Raw genomic sequence first — 25,943 nt, forward strand, 5'->3', positions numbered from 1 at the left:
CCATGCCACGCGCGTCCGGCCCTTCAAATCAGGCTGCCGTTTTGACTTCGATTGTTTTGGCCTGCGCGGGTGTCGGCTTCGGTACCGTGACCTTCAGGACACCCTTTGACATCACTGCCTGGATGCTGTCGATGTTCACGCCCGGCGGCAGGTCGACAGTTCGCACAAAGGAACCGTAGCTTCGCTCGACAAGATGGTAGTCCTTTTCTTTTTCCTCTCGTTGGTTCTTTTTCTCGCCGCGAATCGTCAAATGGTTGCCAACGACATTCAGCTGCACGTCTTTCTCTTCCATGCCGGGCAGTTCCGCGGTTAATTCAATCTCCTTATCCGTCTCGGCAAGATCCATGCTAGGTATCAGCGTCCGTGACGACAGACCGGTAAAGCTCCTGCTGAAGCCATCGAACAGCCGGTCCATCTCTCGCTGCAACACCGTCAACGGATTTGCTTCGGAGCGTGTCAGGGAACTATCCCTTCCTACAGGGATTGGCGCCTTCATCATGATCGATCCTCCAAAACAACGATCTCTGAGCGGCGTGATCTGACCACGCGCCAGCGGGACTGTTTTGATCAAGGTCAAACAGGGGTGGCTATTGCACCAATAAATATCCGCGTTACGTTCCAAGCTGATCGGGCGTACGGGCCGGTTAAAAGGAGGCATTCCATGCGCGCGATGGTGCTCTCGGCTCCAGCCACACCGCTCCGGATGCAGGAGCGCGACGATCCAATTCCTGGCGACGGAGAGATCCGCATCAAAATCAGTGCATGCGGGGTTTGCCGCACCGACCTCCATATCGTGGATTCGGAACTCCCCGATATCCGCTATCCAGTCATCCCTGGCCATGAAATCGTTGGCCGCATCGACCTGATGGGTACCGGCGTAACCGGCTATCAGATTGGTGACCGCGTCGGGGTTCCCTGGCTTGGGTCCACCTGCGGCCTGTGCCGCTATTGCCGCCTCGGCATGGAAAATTTGTGCGACCGCCCATCTTTCACCGGCTACACTCGCGATGGCGGCTTCGCAACCCACACCATCGCCGACGCGCGCTATACTTTCGGGATCGGCAGAACCGGCGACGACGTATCAATCGCGCCGCTATTATGCGCCGGCCTGATAGGCTGGCGGTCGCTGGTCATGGCGGGCAACGCCGAACGGCTCGGCATCTACGGATTTGGTGCGGCGGGTCATATCGTCGCTCAAATCGCCCTCTGGCAGGGACGCTCAGTGTTTGCCTTCACTCGCACCGGCGATATCGCGGCCCAAGACTTCGCCAGGCAACTTGGCGCCGTCTGGGCCGGTGCATCCGGCCGGCGTCCGCCAGAGGAACTGGATGCCGCCATCATTTATGCCCCGGTTGGTGAATTGGTTCCGCTCGCCCTGCGCGCCGTCCGCAGAGGTGGCCGGGTTGTGTGTGCGGGAATTCATATGAGCGATATTCCCTCGTTTCCATACAGTCTCCTTTGGGGGGAGAGACAGTTGCTGTCCGTTGCCAATCTGACGAGGCAGGACGGCAGTGATTTCTTCAAGATCGCTCCTCAAGCCGGAATTCACCTCCGCACGACCACCTTTCCCCTCGACAAGGCCAACGACGCGATTGCCATGCTGAGAGCGGGAGAGCTGCTGGGAGCCGCCGTTCTTCAACCTTGACCCAATCCAGACATGACAAGCCCGGCTACACAGGACACAGCCATTCAACGAGAAGTTTTCGCCTTCCTGGCCGCCTCCGCGACACATGGCGGTGCCGACGTTCGCCGCATTGACACCCATGCCGCTGTGGTCTTTCTCGCAGGCGACCGGGCACTGAAAGTCAAACGTGCAATCCGGCTTCCAGTTCTCGACTATTCAACACTGGCAAAACGGAAAGCGTCCTGCGATGAAGAGATCAGGATCAACCGCCAATCCGCGTCACAAATTTACCGCCGCGTTGTTGCAATCACCCAAGGCCATGACGGTTCGCTCAGCATCGACGGTGACGGGCAGCCGGTCGAATATGCCGTCGAGATGAAGCGCTTCGATGAGCGGCTGACGCTGGATCATCTCGCGCAAGCCGGCGCATTGGATCTTGCTCTGATTGTGGATCTTGCCGACGCCATCGCAACATCGCATCGAACAGCATCCGTTGTCACAGCCGACAGATGGATCTGTTCCCTTCCTTCAATTATCGCCAACAATACTTCCGCATTCCACGCTTCAGGCTGCTTGCCTGCGAACACCATCGATAAGCTTGATGCGAGAAGCCGGACCGAGCTCTCGCGAGTCCGAGCGTGTTTGAGAGAGCGCGGCCGGCTCGGGCTCGTTCGACGCTGCCACGGCGACCTCCATCTCGCCAACATCGTGCTGATCGGGCACAAGCCAGTTCTGTTCGACGCGATCGAGTTTGATCCCGTGATCGCCTCAATCGACATTCTTTACGATCTGTCATTCACCGTGATGGATCTTCTGCGCTACGGACGCCGTCTCGAAGCCAATATCCTTTTCAACAGATACCTGACGACAACATTAGAAGACAATCTCGACGGGATCGCGGCACTCCCGCTATTCATGTCGATACGCGCCGCCATCCGCGGCAATGTTCTATTGGCGCGCCTCGGCGGACCCAGCGCCGACAGACCCAATACCGATGAAGCGACCATACGACTGTCCGCTCGATCTTATTTCGATCTGGCTCACCAGTTGATTCTCCCCTCGCCGCCAACACTTGTCGCGATCGGCGGCCTGTCCGGCACCGGGAAAACCGTATTAGCTCGCGCCCTCGCCGCCATTGAACCTCCACCCGGAGCCGTGATTTTGCGTTCAGACATCACACGCAAAGAACATTTTCGGGTCAATGAGACCCAACGGTTGCCTACAACATCGTATCAGCCCCAGGTTACCGCGGCCATTTATCGAATCCTGACTGAACGAGCAGCAAAAATTCTCTCGCAAGGCCACTCAGTCATTGTCGATGCGGTCTTTGCCAAATCCACCGAACGAAACGCGGTTGCCGCGATCGCTCGCAATCTCAACCTGCCATTTTTCGGATTCTTTCTCGTGAGCGATCTAACAACCAGGATGAAACGAGTCAGACAGCGCATGGGCGACGCATCCGATGCCACGCTCGATCTCGTCAAACAACAAGAGGACTACAACATTGGCCTGCTTGATTGGCACGTGATCGACGCCTCCGGAACACCCGAGCACACTCTGCAACACTGCAAGGAGACGCTTGGCATGGCTGAACCCCACCTTTAACCAACATCCCTGGAGCCACCGTGACGGAAGTTCGACAATCTTACGTCGGCTCCGCGAACTTACTTGATGCCGTCACGATGAGGGCTGTCATCTCACATTGACCGTAACAGCTAGAATATCCGATGTGGATCAGCGTGATAGCAGCACGCAACGCGTCGATTCAAACATAAGATGTTGCGTCACGCCACCGAGTATCCACTCGCTCAATCGCGAATGGCCATAGGCTCCCGCAACAACCAAGTCTGCTCCGATACTGGATGCAATTCTATCCAATGCAACCCCGGCATGGGCATTCTCTTCTGGAACAAGTGCGTTTGCTGCAATGTTGTGACGCGACAGCCATGCGACAACATCATCGGTGCGGTTCAATGCGGCCTCGCGGCTGCCATCTTCGGCGATCTCGGCGATCGTGACGTCTTTGGCTTTGCGAAGCAATGGAAGCGAATCAACGATCGCCCGTCGTGCCTCAGCGGTATCTTTCCATGCGACCAGCACACTTCGCAAATCGAACGAACCAGCCTCGTCCGGAACAACGAGCAGTGGCCTGCCCGCCTGCATAACCAGATCACTCGGATTGACCCCTGAAAATGGGTCTGTAAGTACCCCGCCTCCACTTTGCCTGATCACGATAATATCGGCGGCACGCGCTTCCCGCGCAACAAACCGAACGGGGATCTCCATGTCGGAACGCCATTCGACGTCTTTCGTGCTCCTATTCATGGCTGTTCGGAATTCGGACTCTAGTTCTGACAACCTCGTTTTGATTGCGTTCCGACCTCGCTCAATCATTTTGTCGGCTTGCTCACCCGAGGTAAAATAAAGCGGCGGACTGAACTCCGCGGCCGCAACTCCAGCAACCCGCGCATCAAATCGCTCGACCATTTCGCCGGCAATAGCGAGACAACGCTCGTTCGACTGCTCGAACGCAAGGCAAACCATGATCGTTACGTAAGTCATTCGTTACTCCCGATGCGGCTAAATCAACAATCTCAAATGGTGTCACGCACTAATATGCATGGTCTAAGATCCTGAAGCGAAAATGATCCAGATCAAAGAACTTACAAAATGATTCTGACGTGCTGCGAACAATGATGGCGCCTGTTTGACCTAGGTCAATCCGTCTCAACGCATTGGCGATAGCATTTAATACGCTCATCCAAACACGAGGAGCTTCAGCATGCGCGCTCATCAGATCATGACCAGGCGGATCATCACGGTCCACCCTGACACCACCATTGTTGATGCCGCCAACTCCATGCTCAGACAACACGTCAGCGGCCTTCCTGTTGTCAACGCAGAAGGAAAGCTGGTCGGCATCATTTCGGAAGGCGATTTCATTCGCCGCGCCGAAATCGGCACGCAGCGAAGGAGGGCGCGATGGCTGAAATTCCTGCTCGGTGCGGGCACGGATGCATCGGACTTCGTTCGCGAGCAAGGCCGCAAGGTCGGTGAAATCATGACACCGGATCCATGCACCGTTTCAGAGGATACGTTGCTGGAAGACATCGTGACAACGATGGAAAAGAACAGCGTTAAGCGCTTACCGGTGATGCGGGGCGACCAGATTGTCGGAATCATCACACGATCCAATCTACTGCAGGCTGTCGCAGGGCTTGCCCGCGAGGTTCCCGATCCGACCGCGGATGATGACCATATTCGCGACCGCATCATTACGTCCATCGAGAAGAACGACTGGTGTCCATTTGGACTTAGCGTCATTGTACACGGCGGAATCGTTCATCTCAGCGGAATCATTACCGACGAACGTGCTCGGCAAGCTGCCGTGGTCGCGGCAGAGAATGTCGCCGGCGTGAAGGAAGTGGACGATCATCTTTGTTGGGTGGATACCATGTCTGGGCTCTGCTTGATTTCTCCGGAAGATAAACAATTAGCGGCCACGGGTTGATTGCTTCCTAAAAATTACAAAAGTGTAGCTACACTATCGCTCTCGGTTGTGAATCGGACTGATTATTCGCTCACGACCGCTGCCGGACCGCGCTCCGATGCAATCAAGAGGACGAACTGAATGAAATCGGCTCTTGCATCAATCTCAATGTATAGGGCCGCAACTCGACTTGTGCTAACGTAAGGTGGCGAGACAAAGCGAACCGCTGCGCACCATCTCACGATATATGCTTCGACATCCTGACCGAGATCCTTCTCGAAATGTAAATGGATCGAGTGTGGTGAAAGAGCTGCGCGATCCTGTGGACCCGCACTAGGTCATTCTGGACGGCAAGGTCGACAATTGGGTGAACGACGTGCCGCCGAAAACGCCGCCTGGTCTGCAAGCCGATCAAGAACAACCTATTTTTTCGGCAGAGAGAGGCTGCAGTCTCTTTTGCTTCCTCCTCCTCCAGCAATCTTAAAATGATCTTTCGCTTTTCTTCATCCGTCGTCTCCGCAAGCAGCTTGCGGGAGGGAAGAATATTTTCCTCGTGAACATTGCGTTGTTACGCGGAAGCGGGAGCCAAACCAGCGGTTTTACAGACCCCCTACCGGCTACAACAATAACGGATCGATTTTATAATGTTCTTGAGCCGGATAAAGTCTTATCCTTCGGCTTTGGCAGCCTAACGCGCCATAGGTAGCGGTCATGATCCCGGATAGCCTCATTAGCTGGCGATGGTAATACGGGGATACAGTAGATTTTTTTAATGAGCTTTCCTTGCCGCGCCGGGAAGTGAAACCGTGTCGAGTAACGATCAGTTGTCGTCGAACAGCCTGTTCCGTGAGGAGTTGCAACGCGGAATCGACAAATCCGGAGTTGGCATCTGGGATCTCGATCTCTCGACCCGGAAACTGTTCTGGTCCAGCCCAACGCGCAGGCTTTTTGGCGTCTCGGAAAATGCCCCGGTCAGTTACGATCTTTTCCTCTCCTTGCTCCAGCCGGAGGATCGCGCGCGCACGGAATCGGCTATTCAGCGCTCGATCAAGACCGGGTGCAGATTCGACCTTCAGTACCGGGTTCGTGGGACATCAGAAAGAGAGCGCTGGGTTCGAGTACGAGGTGGCCTCGTCACCAACGAAGGCGGAGTGGCACAGCGCCTGAGTGGCGTGATACTCGATATCGACGATCAGAAGCTGATCGAAGAAGCTCTGATTGCGCGCGAAAATCACCTACGTTCGATTCTCGATACCATTCCCGATGCGATGATTGTTATTGATGATCACGGCATCATGCAGCACTTCAGCACTGCAGCCGAACGTCTGTTCGGCTATTCAGAACACGAAGTCATTGGCCAGAATGTCAGCATTTTGATGCCTGAACCGGATAGCAGCCGACACGACCGCTATTTGGCCCGCTATCAATCCACCGGCGAACGGCACATCATAGGCATCGGACGGATTGTCACTGGAAAACGCCGAGATGGGGCCACCTTTCCGATGCACCTGTCCGTCGGCGAGATGCACTCAGGTGGAAAACGGCATTTTACTGGATTTGTCCGCGATCTTACAGAGCATCAGCAAACCCAGGCAAAACTTCAGGAATTGCAATCCGAACTGGTTCACATGTCTCGCTTGAGTGCGATGGGGGAGATGGCATCGACTCTCGCGCACGAGTTGAACCAGCCGTTGACCGCGATCAGCAACTACATGAATGGAGCTCGCCGCCTGTTGACCGCCAATGCAGATCTCAACATCACGAAAATCGAACGGGCGCTCGATTGCGCTGCAGATCAGGCCATTCGCGCCGGTCAGATCATTCGACGGTTACGCGATTTCGTCTCCCGGCGGGAGTCAGAGAAACGCGTCGAAAGCCTGGCGAAGTTGATGGAAGAAGCCGGAGCTCTCGGTCTCGCAGGTGCACGTGAACAGAACGTCATGCTACGGCTTGAACTGGACACAGAATGCGATCGCGTCCTGGTCGATCGCGTGCAGATTCAGCAGGTCCTGGTCAATCTCTTTCGAAACGCCCTGGAGGCAATGGAGGAATCACCAAAACGGGAACTTACCGCCTCCAGCAAGAAGGCATCGGACGAGATGGTCGAACTGTCCATATCGGATACTGGGCATGGCTTCAGCGAGGCCACCGCTGAAAGCCTGTTCCAGACTTTCTTCACGACCAAGGAAACCGGTATGGGCGTGGGTCTCTCTATCAGCCGGTCGATCGTGGAAGCCCACGGTGGCCGGATATGGGTCGAAACGAACGATTCCGGTGGCGCTACCTTCCGACTGACTTTGCCTATAGCTGCAACCGGGGATTTGCCAGATGTCGCATAAGGGAAATGTCTATGTCATCGATGACGATCCAACGATGCGGGACTCGCTCGATTTCCTGCTTGGCGCGGCAAATTTCAACGTCACGCTGTTCGATGCAGCCGCCGACTTTCTCGATGCTCATTCCGGTCTTCGTTTTGGTTGCGTCGTGTCTGACGTTCGCATGCCTGACATCAATGGAATGGATCTGCTTCGACGTCTCAAGGCCACTGCTTCGCCCCTGCCCGTCATCATCATGACCGGACACGGAGATATCTCCCTCGCCGTCGAAGCGATGAAATTAGGAGCGTTCGATTTTGTCGAAAAGCCGTTTGAAGATGAACGGCTGATTGGAATGATCGAGGCCGCCCTCCAACAGAGCCCGAATCGTACGAAAAGTGACGATGTCTCGGCGGAGATCGCATCGAGAATAGCGACTCTCAGTCAGCGCGAACGTCAGGTCATGGACGGCCTCGTCGCAGGACTATCCAACAAGCTGATAGCCCGTGAACACAATATTAGTCCCCGGACGATCGAAGTTTACCGGGCAAATGTCATGACCAAGATGCAAGCTCATAACTTGTCCGAGTTAATCCGGCTTGCCCTGCGCGCCGGCATCTTAAACGATTGAGGTAAGTCAAGTCGCCCCATCCCTACAACCGTATTGTAGGTGATCACTGGAATTCGTGGCATCAGATGACAGGGTCCACAATCGTAAAGCACAGAATCTGCATTCTCGATGACGATCCTGCTGTGCTTCAGTCAATGCGATTTCTTCTTCAAACCCATGGGTTCAAGGTTCGCTCGTTCGGTGCCGCCGTGACGTTATTGGCTTCCATTGGTCCGGACGATGTCGATTGCCTGGTGATCGATTACAAGCTGCCCCACATGGATGGACTGGATGTGGCGGCCCGCCTCCGTCAACAAAATGTCGCGGCACCGATTGTTCTTATTACCGGCTATCCCCCTCAGCATATGGCGGAGAGGGCCGCGGCCGCTAGAATAGACTATATTCTATTCAAACCTCATCTAGAGGACAGCCTCGTGATGCGCGTTCGGGAGGCCATTTCTCGCCAATATCCAAACCATTAGAAAGTTTTTGCAGGGCGCAAAGCCGCCTTTGGACATTCCGCTGCCCGCCTCCCCCGGCACCACCTAAGGGCGAAGCCCTAAGGTATCGGCCGCACCACCTCTCGCGTGAAAGACTCTTCCAAGCCGAAGACGGTACGTGCCTACGGACTCGGTCGGCACTCACGAAATGCTCCGCAATAGGACAAGCTATCTGCGTTGAACCCGACTTCGGCGGCGATTCTCAGACCTTCTTGGGCGCAGACGCTAGCGATTTCGAAGAACGATCCGGGGGCGAGTTATTTGTAGATAAGAGAAGCAGCCGGACTGAAATGCATAGCCGCAACCCCGGGCGTTCAGGCCTCCCAGGCAGCTACTACGAGCCCTCCGGCAAGCGCAACAGCGCTGATTCCTCCAACTAGCAGCCCGACTCTCCTGTTTCCTACCCAACTGGCCATGATGGCCTTGGAGATGGTGTTGACTGCAATTGCGACCATGATCGCACGAGCCGCTGTCTTCAAATCTACATCCCCACCAGCCATGCGAGCGATCGAGATCGTGAGGGCGTCGACGTCCACGATTCCGGAAAGCGCGGCCACAACGAAGATGCCGACGCCGCCGAACATTCGGCGCACCAGTTCTGCGGTCAGCATCACGGCTGCAAGCACCGCGGTCAGTTTGACTGCGGTTCCGATGGCGAGAGGATTTCTGATTTGAAGTTCGGGCGTCTCCTGTTGGACATTTCTGAACAATAAGATAGCGGCCCCGATGCCGAGCACCGCGGCGGTGGTCAAGAGCGCGGGCAAAAGTGATACCAGCAGTACGCCATTGAGCGCCACTGCAATGGTCCCCGCACGCAGCATCATGACGACACCCGCGACCAGAATACCTGCGCTCAACAATCCGGACGATGATGGATGTTCGCGAGCCAGCTTCGCCAAAGCAAGAGTGGTGACTGTAGACGATGCAAGCCCTCCGGCAACAGCCGCCATGACGACTCCAAGCCGATTTCCGAATGCCTTCACTGCCACGTAACCGGCGAATGAAATTGCCGCGATCATGATCGCGAGAAGCCATATCTGATAGGGATTGATCGCTTTCCACGGATCGATCGGCCGATTTGGCAGTAGCGGCAACAGCAGGAATGACATCGCGAGCAAAGTCAGCACGGCGCGGATTTCTTGCCAGTTCAACGAACTGATCCACCGATGCAACGGCTCGCGTAACGCCAGCAGAACCGTCATGCCGACGGTGCAGGCAATGGCAAGTTGCAGATCTCCAACGACAGCCATGGTCCCGAGCAGGAACGTGAGCATTCCCGCGACAACCGACGTCACACTGGCACGACCTTCGTTCTTGGCTTCCAGCCAATGAAAGGCCGCGAATGCCATGATATATCCCAAAAAGACCCATCCAATGACCGAGAAGGTCGTTTGAAGCGCGATGAGACCGGTGACGCCTCCCAATAGTCCGGAAAGCGCGAAAGTACGAAAGCCCGCGGCTCGCCGATTACTCTCCGCATCGCGCGTTTGCCAACCGCGCTCCAGGCCGACAAGGAGCCCAATGGCCAGAGACACCGTAAGGCGACTCAGAGGTTCAGCATCCATGCCATTTCACTTTCGTCCGAATCGATCGTTACAGCTCTGCCCGCCCCAAAACGATCGCTGCTGTTATAGCACTCGACAGCCGCTTTACAGTGTCGACTCAGCCTTCCCCGAGGCTTCCGAGTCGTATGGCATGATCGGTCTCCAGACAATTTCAGTTGCGATACTCAACTCAATCTCAGTATCCATACTGGCACCACAGGTGCAGAGCATGATTTGAGTCAACGAGAGTTCCGGGTGGAGTTTGCTGAAGAAAGCGCATCTTCTCACCCTCCGCGACTGTTCGCTTCCGGCGATGTCAGCCCCGATACGAAATTGCTGCAACCCAACCCCGCAGCAACGCGCCGGTTACTGCCGCGGATGGAGCATGACGAAATACCTGCTGCACCGATCTTCCTCGATTCCCTCTCGCGATTCACGCAGCGGAGGTTTCCGGCAACGTGCTGCGTCATGCAGTCACCGTTCGTTACCACGACGTCAAGGATAGCTCCTGCCGCCCAGCTTTCCTTCCAAATCGCAGCGAGGATGTTGTCGCAAACACCTTGGCCGATGTGGATGCTTGATCGAACCTGTGCGCCACCGTTGCAAGGAGTTCGGCCATCGAGATCATGTCCCGGACAGCCCCTTCAAAAACGACCGGAATCTGCGCAACGTGATGGCTCTCCATCAACGCTATCGCTTCGGTTAAATCCGCATCCGGCTCTACGCACTGTTCGCCATCAGCGCCCTGAGACAAATTGAGGGTCTTCACGAAAGGAGCATTTCTGGTTCATCGTAGCCGACGGCAAGGCCGCGCTTCGGATCGCGAAGCACCACGCTATCAGCCTTACTTCAGCAGTTCGTCGGAGTTCGCCTGCTCCGGGTCGATTTCAGCTCTGGCCGTGTCGTATGATCTCGACCGGATCCTTCTGAGCCTGACGTTGAAAGCTAAACTTGCGCTGAACCTCGAGGGCATCGACCTTACGCATGCTCGATCTCCTCTGCTTTCACGGAGAGATTCCTCTTATCGTATTTGGGAAATCAATCGACTTATACAGAGGCTACGCTTCTCAGCAAGCGACCATCGCTTTGAGCTTTAACCTTGCTTGGGATACGCTTGGAATCTTGGTTGTGGGGAAGCGCAACACTCGATCCCTACGAAATGAACCCAACGCTCTTCAAAATGGGGAATCGTCTGTATCAATGGTTGCGGCGACTGCCAGTGCTCAATTCATGCGATTGATAGAACAAATCGTTCCGAGATTGGCAGCATGACCGTTGCCCTCCGAGGGTGGAGGTCACACGTTCGGATCGTGTCGGGCGCACCGCGCGCGATTCGAACTTCTATGTCGAAAGAATTGCGCCGCTGTGGGCGCTAATTCGGCGAGCTAATGTGGCCTTTGACTCTTCTGGCGCGTAGGAAACATGGACATCGAATACGAAGAAGTCGCGTCATGCTCGCGCTCGTCGTGAGCAGTCACGCCTTTGCGCGTCGTCGGGCTGGCTCGATAGACGACCGTTGCATGCATTCCCCTTTGGAAGGTGGCGTTGCCGTCAGTCCACCTTTCAAATAAGAGAGACAGCAGGATACCAGGCCCTTGTAGAATTTAGACTAACTCTAAAATGTAGCTTGAGAACGCCCGCTCGGAAGGTCGCACGCGTTGGGATATGCCGATAAACATCTGGGTCTTTATCTCAGCCACCGTGGCGAGCTTGTCGATTACGCGACAGCGATCGTCGGAGATCGCGGGCGCGGAGAAGATGTCGTTCAAGAAGCTTTTTTTCGTCTCAGATCGTCTTCGGCCGACCGGCCGCTGGATGAACCTCTCGGTTATGTCCGGCGGATCGTCCGCAATCTTGCGATCGACTGGGTGCGGCGGGTCGCGTCTGAAGGCAAACTTCTCGCGGGGTCTGTGGCCTGTGAGACGGTCGCTGAAGACTGGCCATCGCAGGAAGATGCGGTCATCAAGCGCGACGAGTTGAAGATCGTCATGGAAGCAATGGCGGAATTGCCCGAGAGGACGCGTATCGCCCTGGAGCTGCATCGTTTCGAGGGTCTGAAGCTCAATGACATCGCAGCCCGTCTGGGCATCTCGGTCGCGCGCGTGCATTCCCTGGTCTATGAGGGTTTGGAGCATTGCCGTAAGCGGCTAGCACGGGAACCGTGACGCGCTTTTCTGCGCTTCCTGAAAATCGGCCGGTTTCATTCGTTCTACAATTGAGCCGGTCGATCGGGCGATTCGCCCTCCAGGCTGCTCCGGGCACCTTATTTCTTTGGGAGATAGCTGATTAAACCGGACGACGACCATAACAACCCAAGCCAACAGGCCCTTCATTGGCTGATCGCCCTTCAGGAAGACCCTGACGATCCGAGCCTCCGGGCAAGCCTTGAGCTATGGCGTGCGAGCGATCCGGAGAACGCCCGAGCGTGGGTGGAAGCACAGCATCTCTGGGATGTGCTCGGCGAGGCGCGAGCATCGGTCAAAGTGCCAATACAGGCGACCGCACCAGCGTCAACCCGGCGCTCTCGCCTATCGACGGCCACGGCGCGGCCGACATCGCGCCTCCGGCCCCGCCATCTCGTCATGGCAGCCGCCGGCCTCGCCGCCGCCTGTGCGGTCGTTGTCCTTCAGCCCGCGATCGATGTATGGCTACGCGCTGATTATAGCACGGGCGTTGCGGAGACGCGAGAAATCCGGCTGGAGGATGGCAGCATCGCCTTCCTTGGCGCCGACAGCGCGATCGAGGTCGCCTATGACGCGAGCCGCCGCCGCGTGCGGCTCCTGTCCGGTCAGGCTTATTTCGAGGTTCAGAAGGACAGCATGCGGCCTTTCCATGTCGAGGCGGGCTCAGTCGATACGGTCGACCTTGGAACCGCGTTCGATGTTCGGCGGAGGCCCGACGGCGTATCAGTCGCCGTCAACGAGGGCAGCGTAGCCGTGACATCGCCGATCGCCAGCCAGGCTCTCGCAACGCCCCTGGTTGCTGGCGATTGGGTCCGGGTCGCATGGAGCGGGACAGTCCGACGCGGCAACGATGCGCCCGAGTTGGCCGGCGGTTGGCGTTCGGGGATGCTCGCAGTCAAGGACGAGGCCATCACCGATGTCATTGACGAAATCGGACGGCACTACCGTGGCAAGATCATCATCGCAAGCGGTGAGCTTGGCGAGAAACGCGTGACGGGCGTCTATAATCTCAACAAGCCCATCGATGCCGTTCATGCCGTCGCGCAGGCGCTTGGGGCACGCGCACGTCAGGTCAGCCCCTGGCTGATCATCGTCTCGGGTTCATGACGGCGATTGTCATTTTACAACACTTCTAATCTGCAATCCGTCGCTTTTCGCTAAAAAAATCCGGCTCGGCTTCGTTCCTTCAGCGAGGGTTTATTTCTGCGCAGCCGCGCAGCCCCTTGTACTGAGGAATGAAGGGTTAGGGGATGCAAGCGGAAATGAAGGCGCGGAAGGCGGGTGGACTCGGAAGTAAGGCTTTCGCGGCGCTGCTGATGAGCACCGCACCTGGATCGATAAACGTCGTGACATTAAATGCTGCGCAAGCGCAGACAGCGCAATCCGGTCACGCAACTCAGGAACGGGCATTCGCAATCCGGCCGCAGCCCCTTCCAGGTGCCCTCACGGTGTTCGGTCAGCAGACCGGTCTACAAGTCTCCGTCGATGCTGCGGCGGTGAGAAGTCTGACGTCGCCCGGTGCGACAGGCACCCTGACGCCCGCCACTGCTCTGACACACCTGTTGGCCGGAACCGGCCTTTCCTATCGGTTCACTGGAGCTTCCACCGTCGTGATCGGCACGCCCGGTGCACAAACCACGGGCGGCGCAGTGCCGGCCGGCGCAATCACGCTCGACACCATCGATGTGCAGGGTGGGAATCCTAATTCGACGATGACGCCGATGCCAGCTTATGCGGGTGGGCAGGTCGCAACAGGAGGCCAGCTCGGTATTCTCGGCAATCGCAGTGTGATGAATTCGCCATTCAACATCACAAGCTACACGGACAAGTTCATCCGGGACCAACAGGCGGCAACGGGTGCAGACGCATTGATCCTTGATCCTTCTGTGCGGAGTACCGCCCCAACAGGCGGTACAGTCAGTTCATTCAATGTTCGTGGCCTCCCAGTCAACGAAGGCAACAATGGTGAGTTCGCCTTTGGAGGGCTTTACGGTATAGCGCCGAGCTACCGCATCTTTACGGATTACGCCGAGCGTATCGAGGTGCTCAAGGGGCCTTCGGCTGCGCTCTCTGGCATCGCACCCAACGGTGGTGTCGGCGGCGTCATCAATATTGTGCCTAAGCGCGCGGGAGACGACTTGACTCGTCTCACTATGAGTTACGGTTCGGTCGCGAGACTCGGCGGTTACTTGGACGTCGCGAGGCGCTACGGCGGTAACCGGGAATGGGGCGTGCGGGCCAACGGCAGCATGCGTGGCGGCGACACACCCATTGACCACCAGTCTGAAACGACGGCCGTTGGGTCACTCGCCCTAGACTATCAGGGCGAGCGGTACAGGACTTGGCTCTACCTCCTCGCGCAAAATGATCGATTTACCGCTCCGTCCCGTCCCTTCCGTATGGCTGCCGGCGTGCCGGTACCAACGGCACCAGACGGTCGGTTGAATGTGATCCAACCTTGGGAATGGTCGCGCATCACCGATCAATCTGTCCTATGGCGGAACGAATACGATGTCAGCGATCAGGTTACGGTGTTCGCTGACGTCGGCGGGTCGCGGTCGACGGTCAATCGTTTCTTCGCGAATGCACCTCTGCATACCATTCTCAATCAGCAAGGCGACACGACCGCGGCGCCCCAGTTCTTCGGGCTTAACATCGAACGGTACACATATGATGGCGGTTTCCGCGCCCGTTTTGATACCGGAGTCGTTCACCATGCTATCGTTTTCCAGGCGTCGGTTTATCATGACGCGCTGTACCGGCGGCTCACCAATGGCAGCTTGCTCGCATCGAACATTTATAACCCGACGGTAACACCAACTCAGTTCGCAAACGATATCCCCGGGCGTCCTCGGCTCTCGGACAGTCAACTCACGGGACTCTCGATTGCTGACACCTTGTCGATGCTTGATGAGCATGTGCTGTTGACATTGGGTGTCCGGCGTCAAGGTGTCGAGGCGAACAACTATCTTTCTAATGTCGGAACTCCGGTGAACTCCTACGATAAGAGCGCAGTCACTCCCGTGGTCGGCTTCGTTGTCCGTCCCCGGGACGACGTCTCTCTGTACGCGAATTACGTCGAAGGGCTGAGCCGAGGTGATATAGCACCGGAGAATGCGTCCAATTTTGGCGAAGTACTCGCGCCCTATATCGCCAAGCAGGTCGAGGCTGGTGTCAAGGTTGACTTCGGCAGAATCGCCACCACTTTCAGCGCCTTTCAGATATCGAAGCCGAGCGGTGAGATGTCCGCTGGGCGCTTGGCGCAGACTGCCGAACAGCAGGTTCGCGGGCTCGAGTTCAATGTCTACGGCGAACTGATGCCCGATGTACGTGTACTTGGAGGCGTGTCGCTGCTAGATGGCACCCTGACGAAGAGTGCGGTCGCGGCAAATGTGGGCAACACACCAATCGGCGTTCCAAATATACAGGCCAATATTGGGGCCGAATGGGATTTGCCCTGGATGCGAGGACTCACCTTGAATGGGACGGTCATCTACACCGGCAAGCAGTTCATCGATACAGCGAACACACAGCCGATCCCGGATTGGACGCGACTTGATCTCGGCGCTCGCTACACGACGGCGATCTACGGCAGAAGGACAATTTTCCGCGCAAACGTTCAGAATGTGACAGGCACAAATTACTGGTCCAGCGTGGCCTCGTTCGGAACGTTCTTCTTGGGAGCCCCGCGCACGTATCTCCTGTCGATGTCCGTGGATCTGTAGATGCCTATAGGGAGTCGCTCCATGCATACTTGTGAACGTTCGGTCAATAGAGCGAACAGTTGGTGTGCCTGTGAGGTCCGGACGCTGACCGGCGCCTTCAAGAATTGACCACCGTCTTGTCTGTGCGATCGGTATTCAAAGATTATTCTCCGGCGCGCGTGCGGCGAGGCTTCTTGTGGGCTCACCGATGGCTCGGGCTAGTATGCGGCATTGTTGTGGTGCTGATGGGGCTTACAGGAAGCTTCAACGTCTTTTATCGGGAGATCGATGCTGCGCTGAATCCAGCGCTTTTTATACCGGCTGATGCGGAACACTCGATTAATTTGACCGAGGTGGTGCGGATGGCGGCGGCAGCTGATCCCGCGCCGATCTTCGCGATCGTGGCTCCCGATAAGGTTTGGCCCGTCTGGGTTGTGATGCATACCCACGAAGGTCCGAAAGATAGCTTCAAAAATCTTTGGACCACCATGATCGATCCTTCGAACGGAAAGGTGCTCGGCCAGCGCGACTACACGAACGCGCCCGCGTTCATGATCTATCGCCTGCACTACACGCTGCTGCTCTACGAATGGGGGGGCAAACAGTTGGTGGGCGTGGTCGGGTTCGTGCTGCTTGGATTGGCGCTGTCGGGCCTATATTCATGGTGGCCGAAGCAGGGACGGTTCTGGCGATCGGTATCGATACGCCGAGGTGTTTCGCCCCTTCGATTTTTTGTCGATCTTCATAACACGGCGGGTTTTTGGGCATTGATCGTGCTCCTCGCGATTTCTATCACGGGAATCGGTATTGTTTTCCCCGGTATGGTCCGCCCTGTCGTTGGTCTCCTGTCAAAGGCAACACCTGATCCCTCGCCTCGCATTGAGACTCCGCCGCCAAAGGGAACGCCGCAACTTCCGCCTGATGAGATCATGCGGATCGCGCAGGCAACCAAGCCGACCTTGTCGATCACCGTGCTAAACCCGCCGACCGAGACTAGCAACGCATGGCGCGTACGATTCCGCCCAGATGACGCTGATCCCGCTTTACGTTCACGAGGCGCGATCTGGCTCGACCCGTGGAGCGGCGCCGTGGTACAAGATCGGACCTCGGATACCATGTCGGCGGGTGATCGCTACATGACAGAACAGCTCTGGATTCATAACGGCTCGACGTTGGGGCTCTTCGGCCGCCTGCTCGTGCTCACTGCTGGCTTCGCGCCCCTCGCGCTGTTTATCAGTGGTGGGATCATGTGGTTCAAAAAACGTTCTACGAAATCAAGACCTGCCAAAGTGCTGCGCGCTGGAAGTAGCACTACCTGATCTGTAAGGTCTCAACTGGTGCAGGTCTGTTGCTTGAGAAGCAAACGGGGGCAGCAGTGTGTTTCGGCGCGAAATAAAGCTTTGGCGCAGTTTTGGTGCAGCTTATTCATTCAGCACCTGTCAGTCCGGCTTGAAGCAATCGATTTTGCCGCGGCCGTTCATCTGCCGTCTGACAAACTTGAGGCGCATGATCTGACTCTCGGCCTGTCCGTTGGACCAAGGCGAGGTGATTGTCGCCCGAACCGCCGCTTCATCCTTCGTGACGCCATTGGCGAAAAAGGTAAAGAGATTAGCACGGCCACGCTCGATCCATGGATCGCTGCGAGCTTGATGGTTGCGAGGAAGTTATCCTACCGCACGACCATCGAGGCATGAGATCGCCACCATGTTGGCGTTTGGCCACGATCGCCTCGATGTTTGTCGCGAAACGCTCACCTTCCCTAAGGACCTCCGCACGCCGTGGAAAAGACGTAGGCGGCATTGACCAAGGCGGTATGGCCAGGCTGCATTAAGGTGCCCCGCCATGCTTTCGATCTGGCTTAGTGCAAACTGCTGCAGGCTCTCTTTGAACCATCCTTGCATGCCGATTGGCACGTTGCCCTCGACTGTGGAGTGGCCGAAGATCGGCTGAAATCGTCTCAACCCATATTTGTTGAAGTACTGGTTGACGAGCCTCGGGTCACCACGGAGCAGCTCTGAAATCGACAGGGAATTCCGAAGCCGGAACTGGATACCATACCTCAGTTCAACACTGATGGCGCGGGCAGCGTCCTTTATCTTGTCGGACTTCCTTGTCCTTCCAATGACTTCCGAGATGCTTCGTAAAATCCCTCGTCCAGGGCTTAGGTGTCCCCTTCGATCGCTTTGTCGAATAATTGGTCTTCGGCTTCGGCATCAAAGGAAGCAGGTAAATGCGATTGTCTATTGTCGGGCGCGCCCGTTGATCGAGCAACTGCCAAGCGTTTGTCGAGCTGGTTTTTCACAAGCATCGAGTTTGGCCCGGTCGAAGAGCATATTGACATTCCTCGTCTATTGAGGACACGACGGATAAGACGTAGCGGTTGCAAGTATATCGAATCCGGGGTCGTGTATGACTATGGAAAGCCAGGCTGTAGCATCGAAGCTTTCGCGTGCGGCGATCTTCCTCGTCGCGACGCTGAACGATGGCGAGACCAACCTAAATTCCGTTCGCGCCATGTGCGGCGATCTGGCTGGTTTCGTGCGCGCGGTCGGCTTTCGCGATCTCGACGGTGGGCTTTCCTGCATCATGGGTTTCGGCTCAGACGCGTGGGGCCGATTGTTTGGCGATCCGCAACCGAAGGAACTGCATCCATTTCGTGAAATTCGTGGCCGTCATCATGCGATGGCAACACCCGGAGATCTCCTGTTTCACATCCGCGCGCGGAGCATGGACCTGTGCTTCGAACTTGCGATGCAGATCATGACTCGGCTCGGCGGCGCGGTCACCATCGTCGACGAGACGCACGGCTTCAAATTCTTCGACCAGCGCGACATGATCGGTTTCGTCGACGGCACCGAGAATCCGGTCGGGCCGGAGAGCGTCAACGCAGTGCTGATCGGCGACGAGGACCCCGCCTTCGCCGGCGGCAGCTACGTCATTGTCCAGAAATATCTTCACGATCTCAAACGCTGGAACGATCTGCCGATCGAGCGGCAGGAAGCGATCATCGGCCGCAAAAAACTCTCCGATATAGAACTGGAGGATGCGGTCAAACCCTCTTGCGCGCACAACGCCCTCACCTCGATCACCGACCAGGACGGAAAGGAACTCAAGATCCTGCGGGACAACATGCCGTTCGGCGAGATCGGAAAGGGTGCGTTCGGCACCTACTTCATCGGCTATACACGATCACCATCGCGGATCGAGCGGATGCTCCAGAATATGTTCGTGGGCGATCCACCCGGCAACTACGACCGACTGCTCGATTTCAGCCGCGCAACGACAGGAAGCCTGTTCTTCGTTCCGCCCGCGACATTCCTCGGTAGTGCCGGCCCGGCTGCACTGAGCTCTGCAGCGCCCACTTCGCCATCCACTAAATAGAGGCTATTCTTCCACGGTCGGCAAGATTCATGCTCGGCACGCAAGCCGGTCAACCCAGCCTCAATGAAAGGGGTAGACTGTCAAACGGCGCAGCGCACCGAGCTAGGCTTGCTGCATTTTCAAAGTGAGACAATTCGATCGGTAACAGTTCGGCCGCACCTTGAAAGCGAGGTGCGGAGGTGCGGAAGAAGTTCACTGACTCCGCATGCGCACCCCTACATAGGGCGCGGAAGGTGTGGCGGCGATCAGGCGGGGCCGACGCTACTTAGGCAACGCTGTGGCCCGCAATGACAGAAAAGCTGCGGTGGCCGCTCTTACCATAGGGCGCATTGGTTCTTGCTATGATATGCGGGTCACTGCTTCTCCGGCATGATTTTGTAACCGACAATGCGCGTGGCCCAGACGCAGGGAGAAATATCATTGGCCCATTGTTGGGTTGCCCAAAGCGTCTTGCGGTCAACGGGATCGAGCGCGGTTAGGATGCCGACCGAATTTCCCATCGGCGCCATGCTCTTCTCGTTCCGGCAAGTATAAGGCTGCGTACCCGCCACGACCGTTGCCGGGTCGGCAAAACGGCCGGCAGGATCATCTTTTCTGTGGGTCCAGAGCAACACCGACAGGTTGGTGCGCGCGCTCGAAGCGGTGCCGACGATACCAATATTACCTTCGCCATCGACGCCGATGGTTCCGAACTCCAAATGGAGGTCGGTGCTGGCGAGCTTTGCGGTCTGGCTGACGACGCAGGCCGCCGGCTGTGAGCAATCGAGATCGACATAGATCAGGATGTTGTTGGGATCGGCCCCCTGCGAGCCGCAGGCCTCACGGCATGGTCCGGTACCGAGCACGCCGTACAGATGCCAACCGTGCTGGACGACATTCATCAACCGGTGGCTCGGCGCGGCCCGAAGCGTGACCTCGCTGCCGGCCTGCGGGATGGACATGATATCGGCGCAGCACGGCGTGTTGTAGAGCCACTTGTTGGATTTCGATCCGACGTCGGTCTTGATCACCTGCTGGCTGCCGCCGGAATTGTAAGTCCCGCCGCCACCGTTCCAAGTAAATGTGTTCACGATCCAGTCGAACGAGAAATTCGGGGAGCGCTGGCAGGCATATTGCGCGGTGCGATCACAACTCTTGTTGGCGAAGAATGCGGGCGCGGCCGCAGCCTTTGTCGGGTCGTGATCGATGGCCGGCACGATGTCGAGAGGCATATTGTGGCCGCGGTTGATGTGGGTCGGCGCAATGCCCTGCGCGATTGCCTTGACCTCATTTGAAGGCACTGCGAAGCAATCATAGGAGACCCCTGGCACGGTCGCGAGATTATCGTCGCCGATGTGGCCGCCGCAGACGTAGATACCGTTTTTGTCGTAACCCAGCTTGAGGCCTGGATCGCGATCGAGGCAAGCACCGCCTTGCAGGCACGACAGAGAGGTGCCGCCCCAGGCACCGGTCGCATCAGGGCCCGCGCTGACCAGCGTGCAGTCGTTGCGGCAGGTGACGGTGATGACCCAGCGCTCGATGAACTCGTCGTAGATGATGTGCGGCTCGAACGGGCCGCCGCCCCTCGGCGGATTTGGGTCAAGTCCGGCGGCGCGGATCACCGCGGACAGAGGCGTCGACTTCAACAGATTGCCGGCGGGGTCATAGACGTTGACGTTCTGCCATGTGACCTGGACGACCTGCTTGCCGCTGGCCGCAACGTCCATCTCGGCTCGATCGCAGTGAATGGGTCCGATCTTCGGCTTGCACGTTTCGATTCCCGGTCCGCGGTCGCCGTCGAACGAAACGATCGTTTGCGCGTAAGCCCCGCTCAGGGAAAGGACCAGCAACAGGGTTGGCAGGATAGCAAGACAAGAATTTCTTACCGTTCGGCGGTCGGTCATGATCGATGCGTATCCATGATTTCAGGCTCGCGCCGGAAGGGCGGCGAGCAGCTTGAGAAGCTTTGGCTTAAATGAAAGCGTTGCCACGACGAGTGCGGCTGCCACAGGCAGCTCCGTCACCCAGAGCAGGATTCCGTACTCCGATCCTTCGCGCCACTGTATGACGGCAAACGCAGTCGCAAAGCTAAGGATGCCGACGACCTTGAGGAGCAGTCTGCCCAAGTGTGGACAGTCCGGCGTTCCGAACACGGCGTGCCAATGATGCCGCTGCACTAAGGCCAAACAAGCGAAGGCGATATAGTTCGCAACGAAAGCCGCGAGCAGATAGAGCGCATCAAGCATGGCTGCTCGCGCCACTGAGATCGGGAACGGCCGCACCAACCCGCCGCTCGGCGCGCGACAACCAGCGGCCAATGGCAAGTGCGACGAAGGCCAGCGCAAGCAGACCAGCATCGACGCCGGCCACGGGCCAAAGGCGAGGCACGAACAGACTGCGCAGCAGATGATCACCGGTCGTCACCCAATTCAAGATTACCGCGAGCACGGCAAGTGCAGCGATGGCGCGGCACTGCTCAGCCCAAGCAGCGTGTGGCCGCCACCAGGCGTGGGCGAAGCTCACGAGCCAGACCAGGTAGAAAGTCCAAATTTCCAGCGCGTAACGAGGAGCCCCCAAGACGGATATGCCGAGGGGCAAAATGCGATTGATCACCATGAAACCGACTGAGGCCATGACAATACCCGTCACGGAGCCGACTGCGATGGCTTCAACCACGCGGACGCCGGACCTGCCCTCCGCGGCATGACGCCGGCGGCGCGCCTGGAGCCATACCTGAAAGCCGGAGAAGATTAGGACGCATCCGGATAGGCCGAGCGCGAAATAGAGCGCGCGTAGTAACCAGTGCCGAAACTGGATTTGGTGCATACCGGAAATGAAGCGCTGGGCGTAAGCGATCGGTTTCATTTCGCCGCTCTGATGCAGAACGGCGCCCGTGGCGGCGTCAAATTGGATGGCTGGCGCGCTTCTGACGATGCCGCGATCAAAGGATTGGAACACGCTAACATAGGCTTTAGCATCGCCAGGATGCTGCACCACGATCGCCGATGGGGCCGCGCCGCCCCACATCTGCTGCGCCTTCGCGGCCAGCGCGTCCAGGGGCATGAGAGTTCCAGGCTTCTTGGCCATCGGGCGCGAATAGGCGCTGTAGGCGTCTTCGTTGAAGGCATTCTTTCCCGGATAGGATGACTTCCAGCCACTCGGGAAGAACGCGATCGACAGGATGGTGAGACCCGACAGCGCGATGACGAAATTGAACGGTAACCCGAGCACGCCGGTCACCGTATGCAGGTCGAGCGTCATACGGGCAGTTCGTTCCCGCGTGCGCAAGCTGAAAAAATCAGCGATCAGTTTGCGGTGCATAATCACGCCGGACACGCAGAGTAGCAACATCGCCATCGCTGCAGCACCGACGATCCACTCACCGAGATCCCACGCTCTCAGGTGCAGCCTGTAATGGAAGGGAAAGAAGAAGCGGGTCCCGGCCCAGGTGCCTTGCTCGGGCAACGCGGCACCGGACACCGGGTCGAAATAGAGCGACAGTGCCTCGTCGCCATCGCGATAGACAACGCGAACCACCGGCTGGCGGTCGCTGGGCTGCAGCATCGTCCAGGAGCGCGCACCGGCCTTGACCGCCGCATCGTAGCTACCGCGCTGGGCGTCGAAGGACGCCGGCTGATCAGGCATCGCCAGGCGCGTCATCGGCGCCATCCAGCGATCGATCTCGCGATCGTAGACCGAGAGCGAGCCCATCCAGAAGATCGCGAACAGCAACGAGGCGGCGACCACACCAGCCCAGGTGTGCGCCAGGTTCATCGATGAGCGGAACTCTTGTGTCATCTCTCAGGCTGCCTTGGTGAGTAAAAGGGCAAGACCAAGACCACCGGCCATCGTCAGTCCCAAAGCGAGACGCGAGATGCGCGGCTGCGCGGTGCCCCAAATTAGGAGTGCCAGATAGAACAAAAACCCGCACATCGAAGCGAGTACGACCGCCTCGCTACGTGCGAGCCCGAGCACGGGCAGTGCGCGGGCGAAACCCGCCACCAGCGTCAATGCCGCCGCATAACCCCCGACGATCAGCACAAGCAGATACAACACGACAAGCCACCAGCGCCTGGTGTCGGTGGCATTGCGTCGGTCAGCGATCGAATTTGTTGATACTCTCTCCGCCATTGATTTCCGCTAACGCTAGAAGTTGAAGGTTGTCGAAACCAGGAAGGTTCGGGGCATACCGAGATAGAGATATCTGGCTGTGTTCGCGCCCGCCCAGTAGGCGTTGTTGAATACATTGTCGACGTTGAAGCGAACCACTATCGGCTTGTTGTTCCAGGGCGCTGCGAAGGTGTAGCGAACACCGGTGTCGAAGCGTGTCCAATCCGGAACTGGAATCGTGTTGGCCTGATCGGCGAAGAATCTGCCAGTATAGATTCCGCGTGCCGTCCAGGTCAGGCCGGGCACGAAGGGTAGGTCCAACTCGCCGCCGAGATTGAGCTGGGTGTCCGGAATGCTGAAGCTGCGGTAGCCGTCGAACGTGCCCCCCTGCGTCTTCGCCTGGCGCGCGTCGATAAACATCACGCCACCCAGCAGTCGCACGCCGGGCGTGACTTCGCCGAAAACATTCAGCTCGATACCACGGTTACGGTTTTCACCCCCCTGGGTGAGAGTGTTGGTGGCCGTATTCGTGATCTGGAAGGGCTTCGTGATGTCGAAGGCGCTCGCAGTCGTAATGATCCGTCCCCAATCGACTTTGACGCCCGCTTCATATTGCCGGGTTCGATAGGGCGACAGCACTTCACCCCTGTTCGTGAATTGGTCTGGCACGATGGTGCCCGCCTCAAGCCCCTCGATGTAGTTAGCATAGAGCGAGACATTTTCGAGTGGCTTCACCACGAGCGCATAAGCGGGCGTCACGGCATCAGTGTTATAACCGCCGGTCTGCAGGCCGGTCGCCGCGCTGAAATTGCGGCTCACGACGTATTGTTGACGGACGGCCGCTGTAAACTGGATACGGTCATTCAGGATCGACATCGTATCGGCGACGCCAAAGCCCCAGAGGTGATGGTCCGAAGTCTTCGGTGGCGGAGCAACGAACAGTTGCGGCACGGGGTTCGGCATCGGGTTATAGAGGTTGGACGCGAAGGCCGTTCCGGTCGTGTTGAGGATCCCGACCTCGCCCTTCGTGTCCGTCACGTTGAAATTAACGGCGTGATGGACCGAACCCGTGTCGATTTGAGCGCGAAAGCCCGCTTGCGCGGCGTCCTGGTCGCGGAATTGGCGGTTCAGCCGCGGCGAACCGTTGAAGTTGCCGTTGAGGTTGGTGACCGTGATATCTGAATATTGATACTGGGTTGTGCCCCTGACGGCGCCGATCTGTGCGTAAGCCGTGAGGCTATCGCTGATATCGATTTCGCCTCCCGCCAAAACATACTTGCCCTCGCCTTGCCAGTACCCCCAGGTTGGCTGGAACTTCTGGGTGGGGTCAGGAGGCCGGGGCACGGAGGTCAAAGCCGGGCCTAGAACCACGAAGCGTGTCATGACATCGACGTCGTTCTTCTCGTAGCCGAGATCGAGCGACGCACGCGCGCGCTCGCCACGATAGTCGAGCCCGAGCGCTGCAGTACCGAGCTCCTGGCTTTGGTTGGCGAGCTGGGTGCCGCCGTTGCGATAGGCACCGTTGAAACGGACGCCGAACTCGCTTTGCTCGCCAAAGCGGCGCCCGGCATCCAGATGCGTGCCGAACGAAGAACGCGACGAATAGCTGTTTGTGAGCTGCGCAATCGGTGTGTCCGTGGCCCGCTTGGTGACGAGATTGACGCTGCCGCCAACACCGCCGCCCGGCGGCGGCATGCCGTTGAGAAGCGCCCCCGGGCCCTTCAACACCTCGACCCGTTCGATTCCCGTAAGTCCTGAGAATGAGAAGGCGGAGGCGATGCCGTACAGCCCATTGAGACCATAGGCCGAGCTCGGCACGTCGAAACCGCGGATGGTCACAAAGTCAAAGCCGTAGGCGCGCGGGACGCTCGCTCGAACCGACGGGTCGTTGGCGAGCACGTCGTCGAGCTTGCGCGCCTGCTGATCTTGGACTGTCTGCGCTGTGTAGCTGGTCTGGTTGAACGGCGTATCCATGACGCTGCGATTGCCGAGGAGACCAAGTTGCCCACCAGTTGCGACTTGTCCGCCCGCATAGGCCGGCATCGGCGTCATTGTCGAGTTCGGATTGCCTGCACCCTGCACTTCGATGGTGTCGAGCGAGATTGCACCGGCGACCGCGGCGCTGGCGGCAGCAGAAGAAGGCGCTACGATTGAGACGGTTCTCGGATCGGTGAACGAATAAATGAGTCCCGTGCCTTTGAGGATTTTTGTAACGGCTTGCGCAGGCGTCAAAACACCGCTAACGCCCGAAGACGATTTGCCTGCCGCAATCGCGGGGACATAAACAATTTGTAGGCCGCTCTGGCGCCCAAATTCCGCTAACACGCGATTGAGGGAGCCGCCAGGGATTGCAAAGGATATCTGCGCAGTCTGTGCACTGGCCGGTGTGCATAAAGCCAATGACCCGCATGTGCGTGGCGGTGACAAAGTAGGCCACGGAGCGCCGGCGTGATGTCGGTGCGGGCGGAGTAAAAACCGTCCAGTGGCTAGGTTGATCCCTTTG

The 25,943-nt window shown here is 57.7% G+C and carries 20 protein-coding genes; 11 read left to right on the forward strand and 9 right to left on the reverse strand.

Translation table 11 applies throughout. The features are described 5' to 3' along the window. Nucleotides 1-28 precede the first annotated feature (28 nt). Entirely contained in the window at nucleotides 29-658 is a 630-nt protein-coding gene (locus GGQ85_RS13690) for an Hsp20/alpha crystallin family protein (RefSeq protein ID WP_309774964.1), read from the reverse strand. A gap of 3 nt (nucleotides 659-661) precedes the next feature. On the opposite strand from GGQ85_RS13690, the gene GGQ85_RS13695 reads away from it, so the two are divergent. Both GGQ85_RS13695 and GGQ85_RS13700 read left to right on the forward strand, forming a co-directional pair. Next, nucleotides 662-1,645 carry a zinc-dependent alcohol dehydrogenase family protein gene (locus tag GGQ85_RS13695; RefSeq protein WP_309774965.1) on the forward strand — a complete coding sequence of 328 codons (984 nt, stop codon included), beginning with the start codon at nucleotides 662-664 and terminating at the stop codon, nucleotides 1,643-1,645. 12 nt (nucleotides 1,646-1,657) lie between these two features. Beyond that, the gene (locus tag GGQ85_RS13700; RefSeq protein ID WP_309774966.1) at nucleotides 1,658-3,229 is read left to right on the forward strand and encodes a bifunctional aminoglycoside phosphotransferase/ATP-binding protein; all 1,572 of its coding nucleotides are present in this window, start codon (nucleotides 1,658-1,660) and stop codon (nucleotides 3,227-3,229) included. A 129-nt stretch (nucleotides 3,230-3,358) separates the two neighbouring features. Here the strand turns inward: GGQ85_RS13700 and GGQ85_RS13705 are convergent, their stop codons facing one another. Then, on the reverse strand, nucleotides 3,359-4,186 hold the full coding sequence (locus GGQ85_RS13705; RefSeq protein WP_309774967.1) for a putative universal stress family protein: 828 nt from the start codon (nucleotides 4,184-4,186) through the stop codon (nucleotides 3,359-3,361). Nucleotides 4,187-4,406: 220 nt separating this feature from the next. Here GGQ85_RS13705 and GGQ85_RS13710 point away from each other — a divergent pair, with 220 nt between their 5' ends. The 4 genes from GGQ85_RS13710 to GGQ85_RS13725 all read left to right on the forward strand — a co-directional run bounded on the left by GGQ85_RS13710 (nucleotide 4,407) and on the right by GGQ85_RS13725 (nucleotide 8,521). Then, the gene (locus tag GGQ85_RS13710; protein ID WP_309774969.1) at nucleotides 4,407-5,135 is read left to right on the forward strand and encodes a CBS domain-containing protein; all 729 of its coding nucleotides are present in this window, start codon (nucleotides 4,407-4,409) and stop codon (nucleotides 5,133-5,135) included. A gap of 785 nt (nucleotides 5,136-5,920) precedes the next feature. Further along, nucleotides 5,921-7,453 carry a sensor protein FixL gene (gene fixL / locus GGQ85_RS13715; RefSeq protein ID WP_309774970.1) on the forward strand — a complete coding sequence of 511 codons (1,533 nt, stop codon included), beginning with the start codon at nucleotides 5,921-5,923 and terminating at the stop codon, nucleotides 7,451-7,453. Further along, on the forward strand, nucleotides 7,443-8,060 hold the full coding sequence (gene fixJ / locus GGQ85_RS13720) for a response regulator FixJ (RefSeq protein ID WP_079447798.1): 618 nt from the start codon (nucleotides 7,443-7,445) through the stop codon (nucleotides 8,058-8,060). The genes fixL and fixJ overlap by 11 nt, the downstream gene beginning before the upstream one ends. A 65-nt stretch (nucleotides 8,061-8,125) precedes the next feature. Then, on the forward strand, nucleotides 8,126-8,521 hold the full coding sequence (locus GGQ85_RS13725) for a response regulator transcription factor (RefSeq protein WP_079447799.1): 396 nt from the start codon (nucleotides 8,126-8,128) through the stop codon (nucleotides 8,519-8,521). Between the two features lie 332 nt (nucleotides 8,522-8,853). Here GGQ85_RS13725 and GGQ85_RS13730 read toward each other — a convergent pair whose 3' ends face one another. Together GGQ85_RS13730 and GGQ85_RS13735 are read right to left on the reverse strand one after the other, a co-directional pair. Continuing rightward, entirely contained in the window at nucleotides 8,854-10,104 is a 1,251-nt protein-coding gene (locus GGQ85_RS13730) for an MgtC/SapB family protein (RefSeq protein ID WP_079447800.1), read from the reverse strand. A 463-nt stretch (nucleotides 10,105-10,567) separates the two neighbouring features. Next, nucleotides 10,568-10,852 (reverse strand): CBS domain-containing protein, encoded by a 285-nt coding sequence (locus GGQ85_RS13735; RefSeq protein WP_309774971.1) that lies wholly within the window; start codon nucleotides 10,850-10,852, stop codon nucleotides 10,568-10,570. An 889-nt stretch (nucleotides 10,853-11,741) separates the two neighbouring features. On the opposite strand from GGQ85_RS13735, the gene GGQ85_RS13740 reads away from it, so the two are divergent. The 5 genes from GGQ85_RS13740 (at nucleotide 11,742) to GGQ85_RS13760 (ending at nucleotide 19,351) form a co-directional block, all read left to right on the forward strand. Then, a complete protein-coding gene (locus tag GGQ85_RS13740) occupies nucleotides 11,742-12,248 on the forward strand; it encodes a sigma-70 family RNA polymerase sigma factor (RefSeq protein ID WP_309774972.1) in 507 nt (168 codons plus the stop codon). Nucleotides 12,249-12,368: 120 nt separating this feature from the next. Further along, entirely contained in the window at nucleotides 12,369-13,373 is a 1,005-nt protein-coding gene (locus GGQ85_RS13745; RefSeq protein ID WP_309774980.1) for a FecR family protein, read from the forward strand. A gap of 209 nt (nucleotides 13,374-13,582) precedes the next feature. After that, the gene (locus GGQ85_RS13750; RefSeq protein ID WP_374708893.1) at nucleotides 13,583-15,991 is read left to right on the forward strand and encodes a TonB-dependent siderophore receptor; all 2,409 of its coding nucleotides are present in this window, start codon (nucleotides 13,583-13,585) and stop codon (nucleotides 15,989-15,991) included. Nucleotides 15,992-16,164: 173 nt separating this feature from the next. Beyond that, complete coding sequence (locus GGQ85_RS13755) at nucleotides 16,165-17,289, forward strand: PepSY-associated TM helix domain-containing protein (protein WP_309774973.1); 1,125 nt, start codon at nucleotides 16,165-16,167, stop codon at nucleotides 17,287-17,289. Between the two features lie 1,090 nt (nucleotides 17,290-18,379). Next, on the forward strand, nucleotides 18,380-19,351 hold the full coding sequence (locus GGQ85_RS13760; protein ID WP_374708894.1) for a Dyp-type peroxidase: 972 nt from the start codon (nucleotides 18,380-18,382) through the stop codon (nucleotides 19,349-19,351). A gap of 353 nt (nucleotides 19,352-19,704) precedes the next feature. On the opposite strand, the gene GGQ85_RS13765 is transcribed toward GGQ85_RS13760, so the two are convergent. The 5 genes from GGQ85_RS13765 to GGQ85_RS13785 all read right to left on the reverse strand — a co-directional run bounded on the left by GGQ85_RS13765 (nucleotide 19,705) and on the right by GGQ85_RS13785 (nucleotide 25,765). Further along, nucleotides 19,705-21,234 carry a hypothetical protein gene (locus tag GGQ85_RS13765; protein ID WP_079447805.1) on the reverse strand — a complete coding sequence of 510 codons (1,530 nt, stop codon included), beginning with the start codon at nucleotides 21,232-21,234 and terminating at the stop codon, nucleotides 19,705-19,707. 21 nt (nucleotides 21,235-21,255) lie between these two features. After that, the gene (locus GGQ85_RS13770; RefSeq protein WP_309774974.1) at nucleotides 21,256-21,576 is read right to left on the reverse strand and encodes a DUF3325 family protein; all 321 of its coding nucleotides are present in this window, start codon (nucleotides 21,574-21,576) and stop codon (nucleotides 21,256-21,258) included. Next, a complete protein-coding gene (locus tag GGQ85_RS13775) occupies nucleotides 21,569-23,128 on the reverse strand; it encodes a PepSY-associated TM helix domain-containing protein (RefSeq protein WP_309774975.1) in 1,560 nt (519 codons plus the stop codon). Before GGQ85_RS13775 ends, GGQ85_RS13770 begins: the two co-directional genes overlap by 8 nt. 3 nt (nucleotides 23,129-23,131) lie before the next feature. Next, entirely contained in the window at nucleotides 23,132-23,386 is a 255-nt protein-coding gene (locus GGQ85_RS13780) for a hypothetical protein (RefSeq protein WP_309774976.1), read from the reverse strand. 90 nt (nucleotides 23,387-23,476) lie between these two features. Next, nucleotides 23,477-25,765 (reverse strand): TonB-dependent siderophore receptor, encoded by a 2,289-nt coding sequence (locus tag GGQ85_RS13785; RefSeq protein WP_309774977.1) that lies wholly within the window; start codon nucleotides 25,763-25,765, stop codon nucleotides 23,477-23,479. Between the last annotated feature and the right edge of the window lie 178 nt (nucleotides 25,766-25,943).

Origin of the sequence: Nitrobacter vulgaris (assembly GCF_031453995.1) — a bacterium.
GTDB lineage: Bacteria > Pseudomonadota > Alphaproteobacteria > Rhizobiales > Xanthobacteraceae > Nitrobacter > Nitrobacter vulgaris.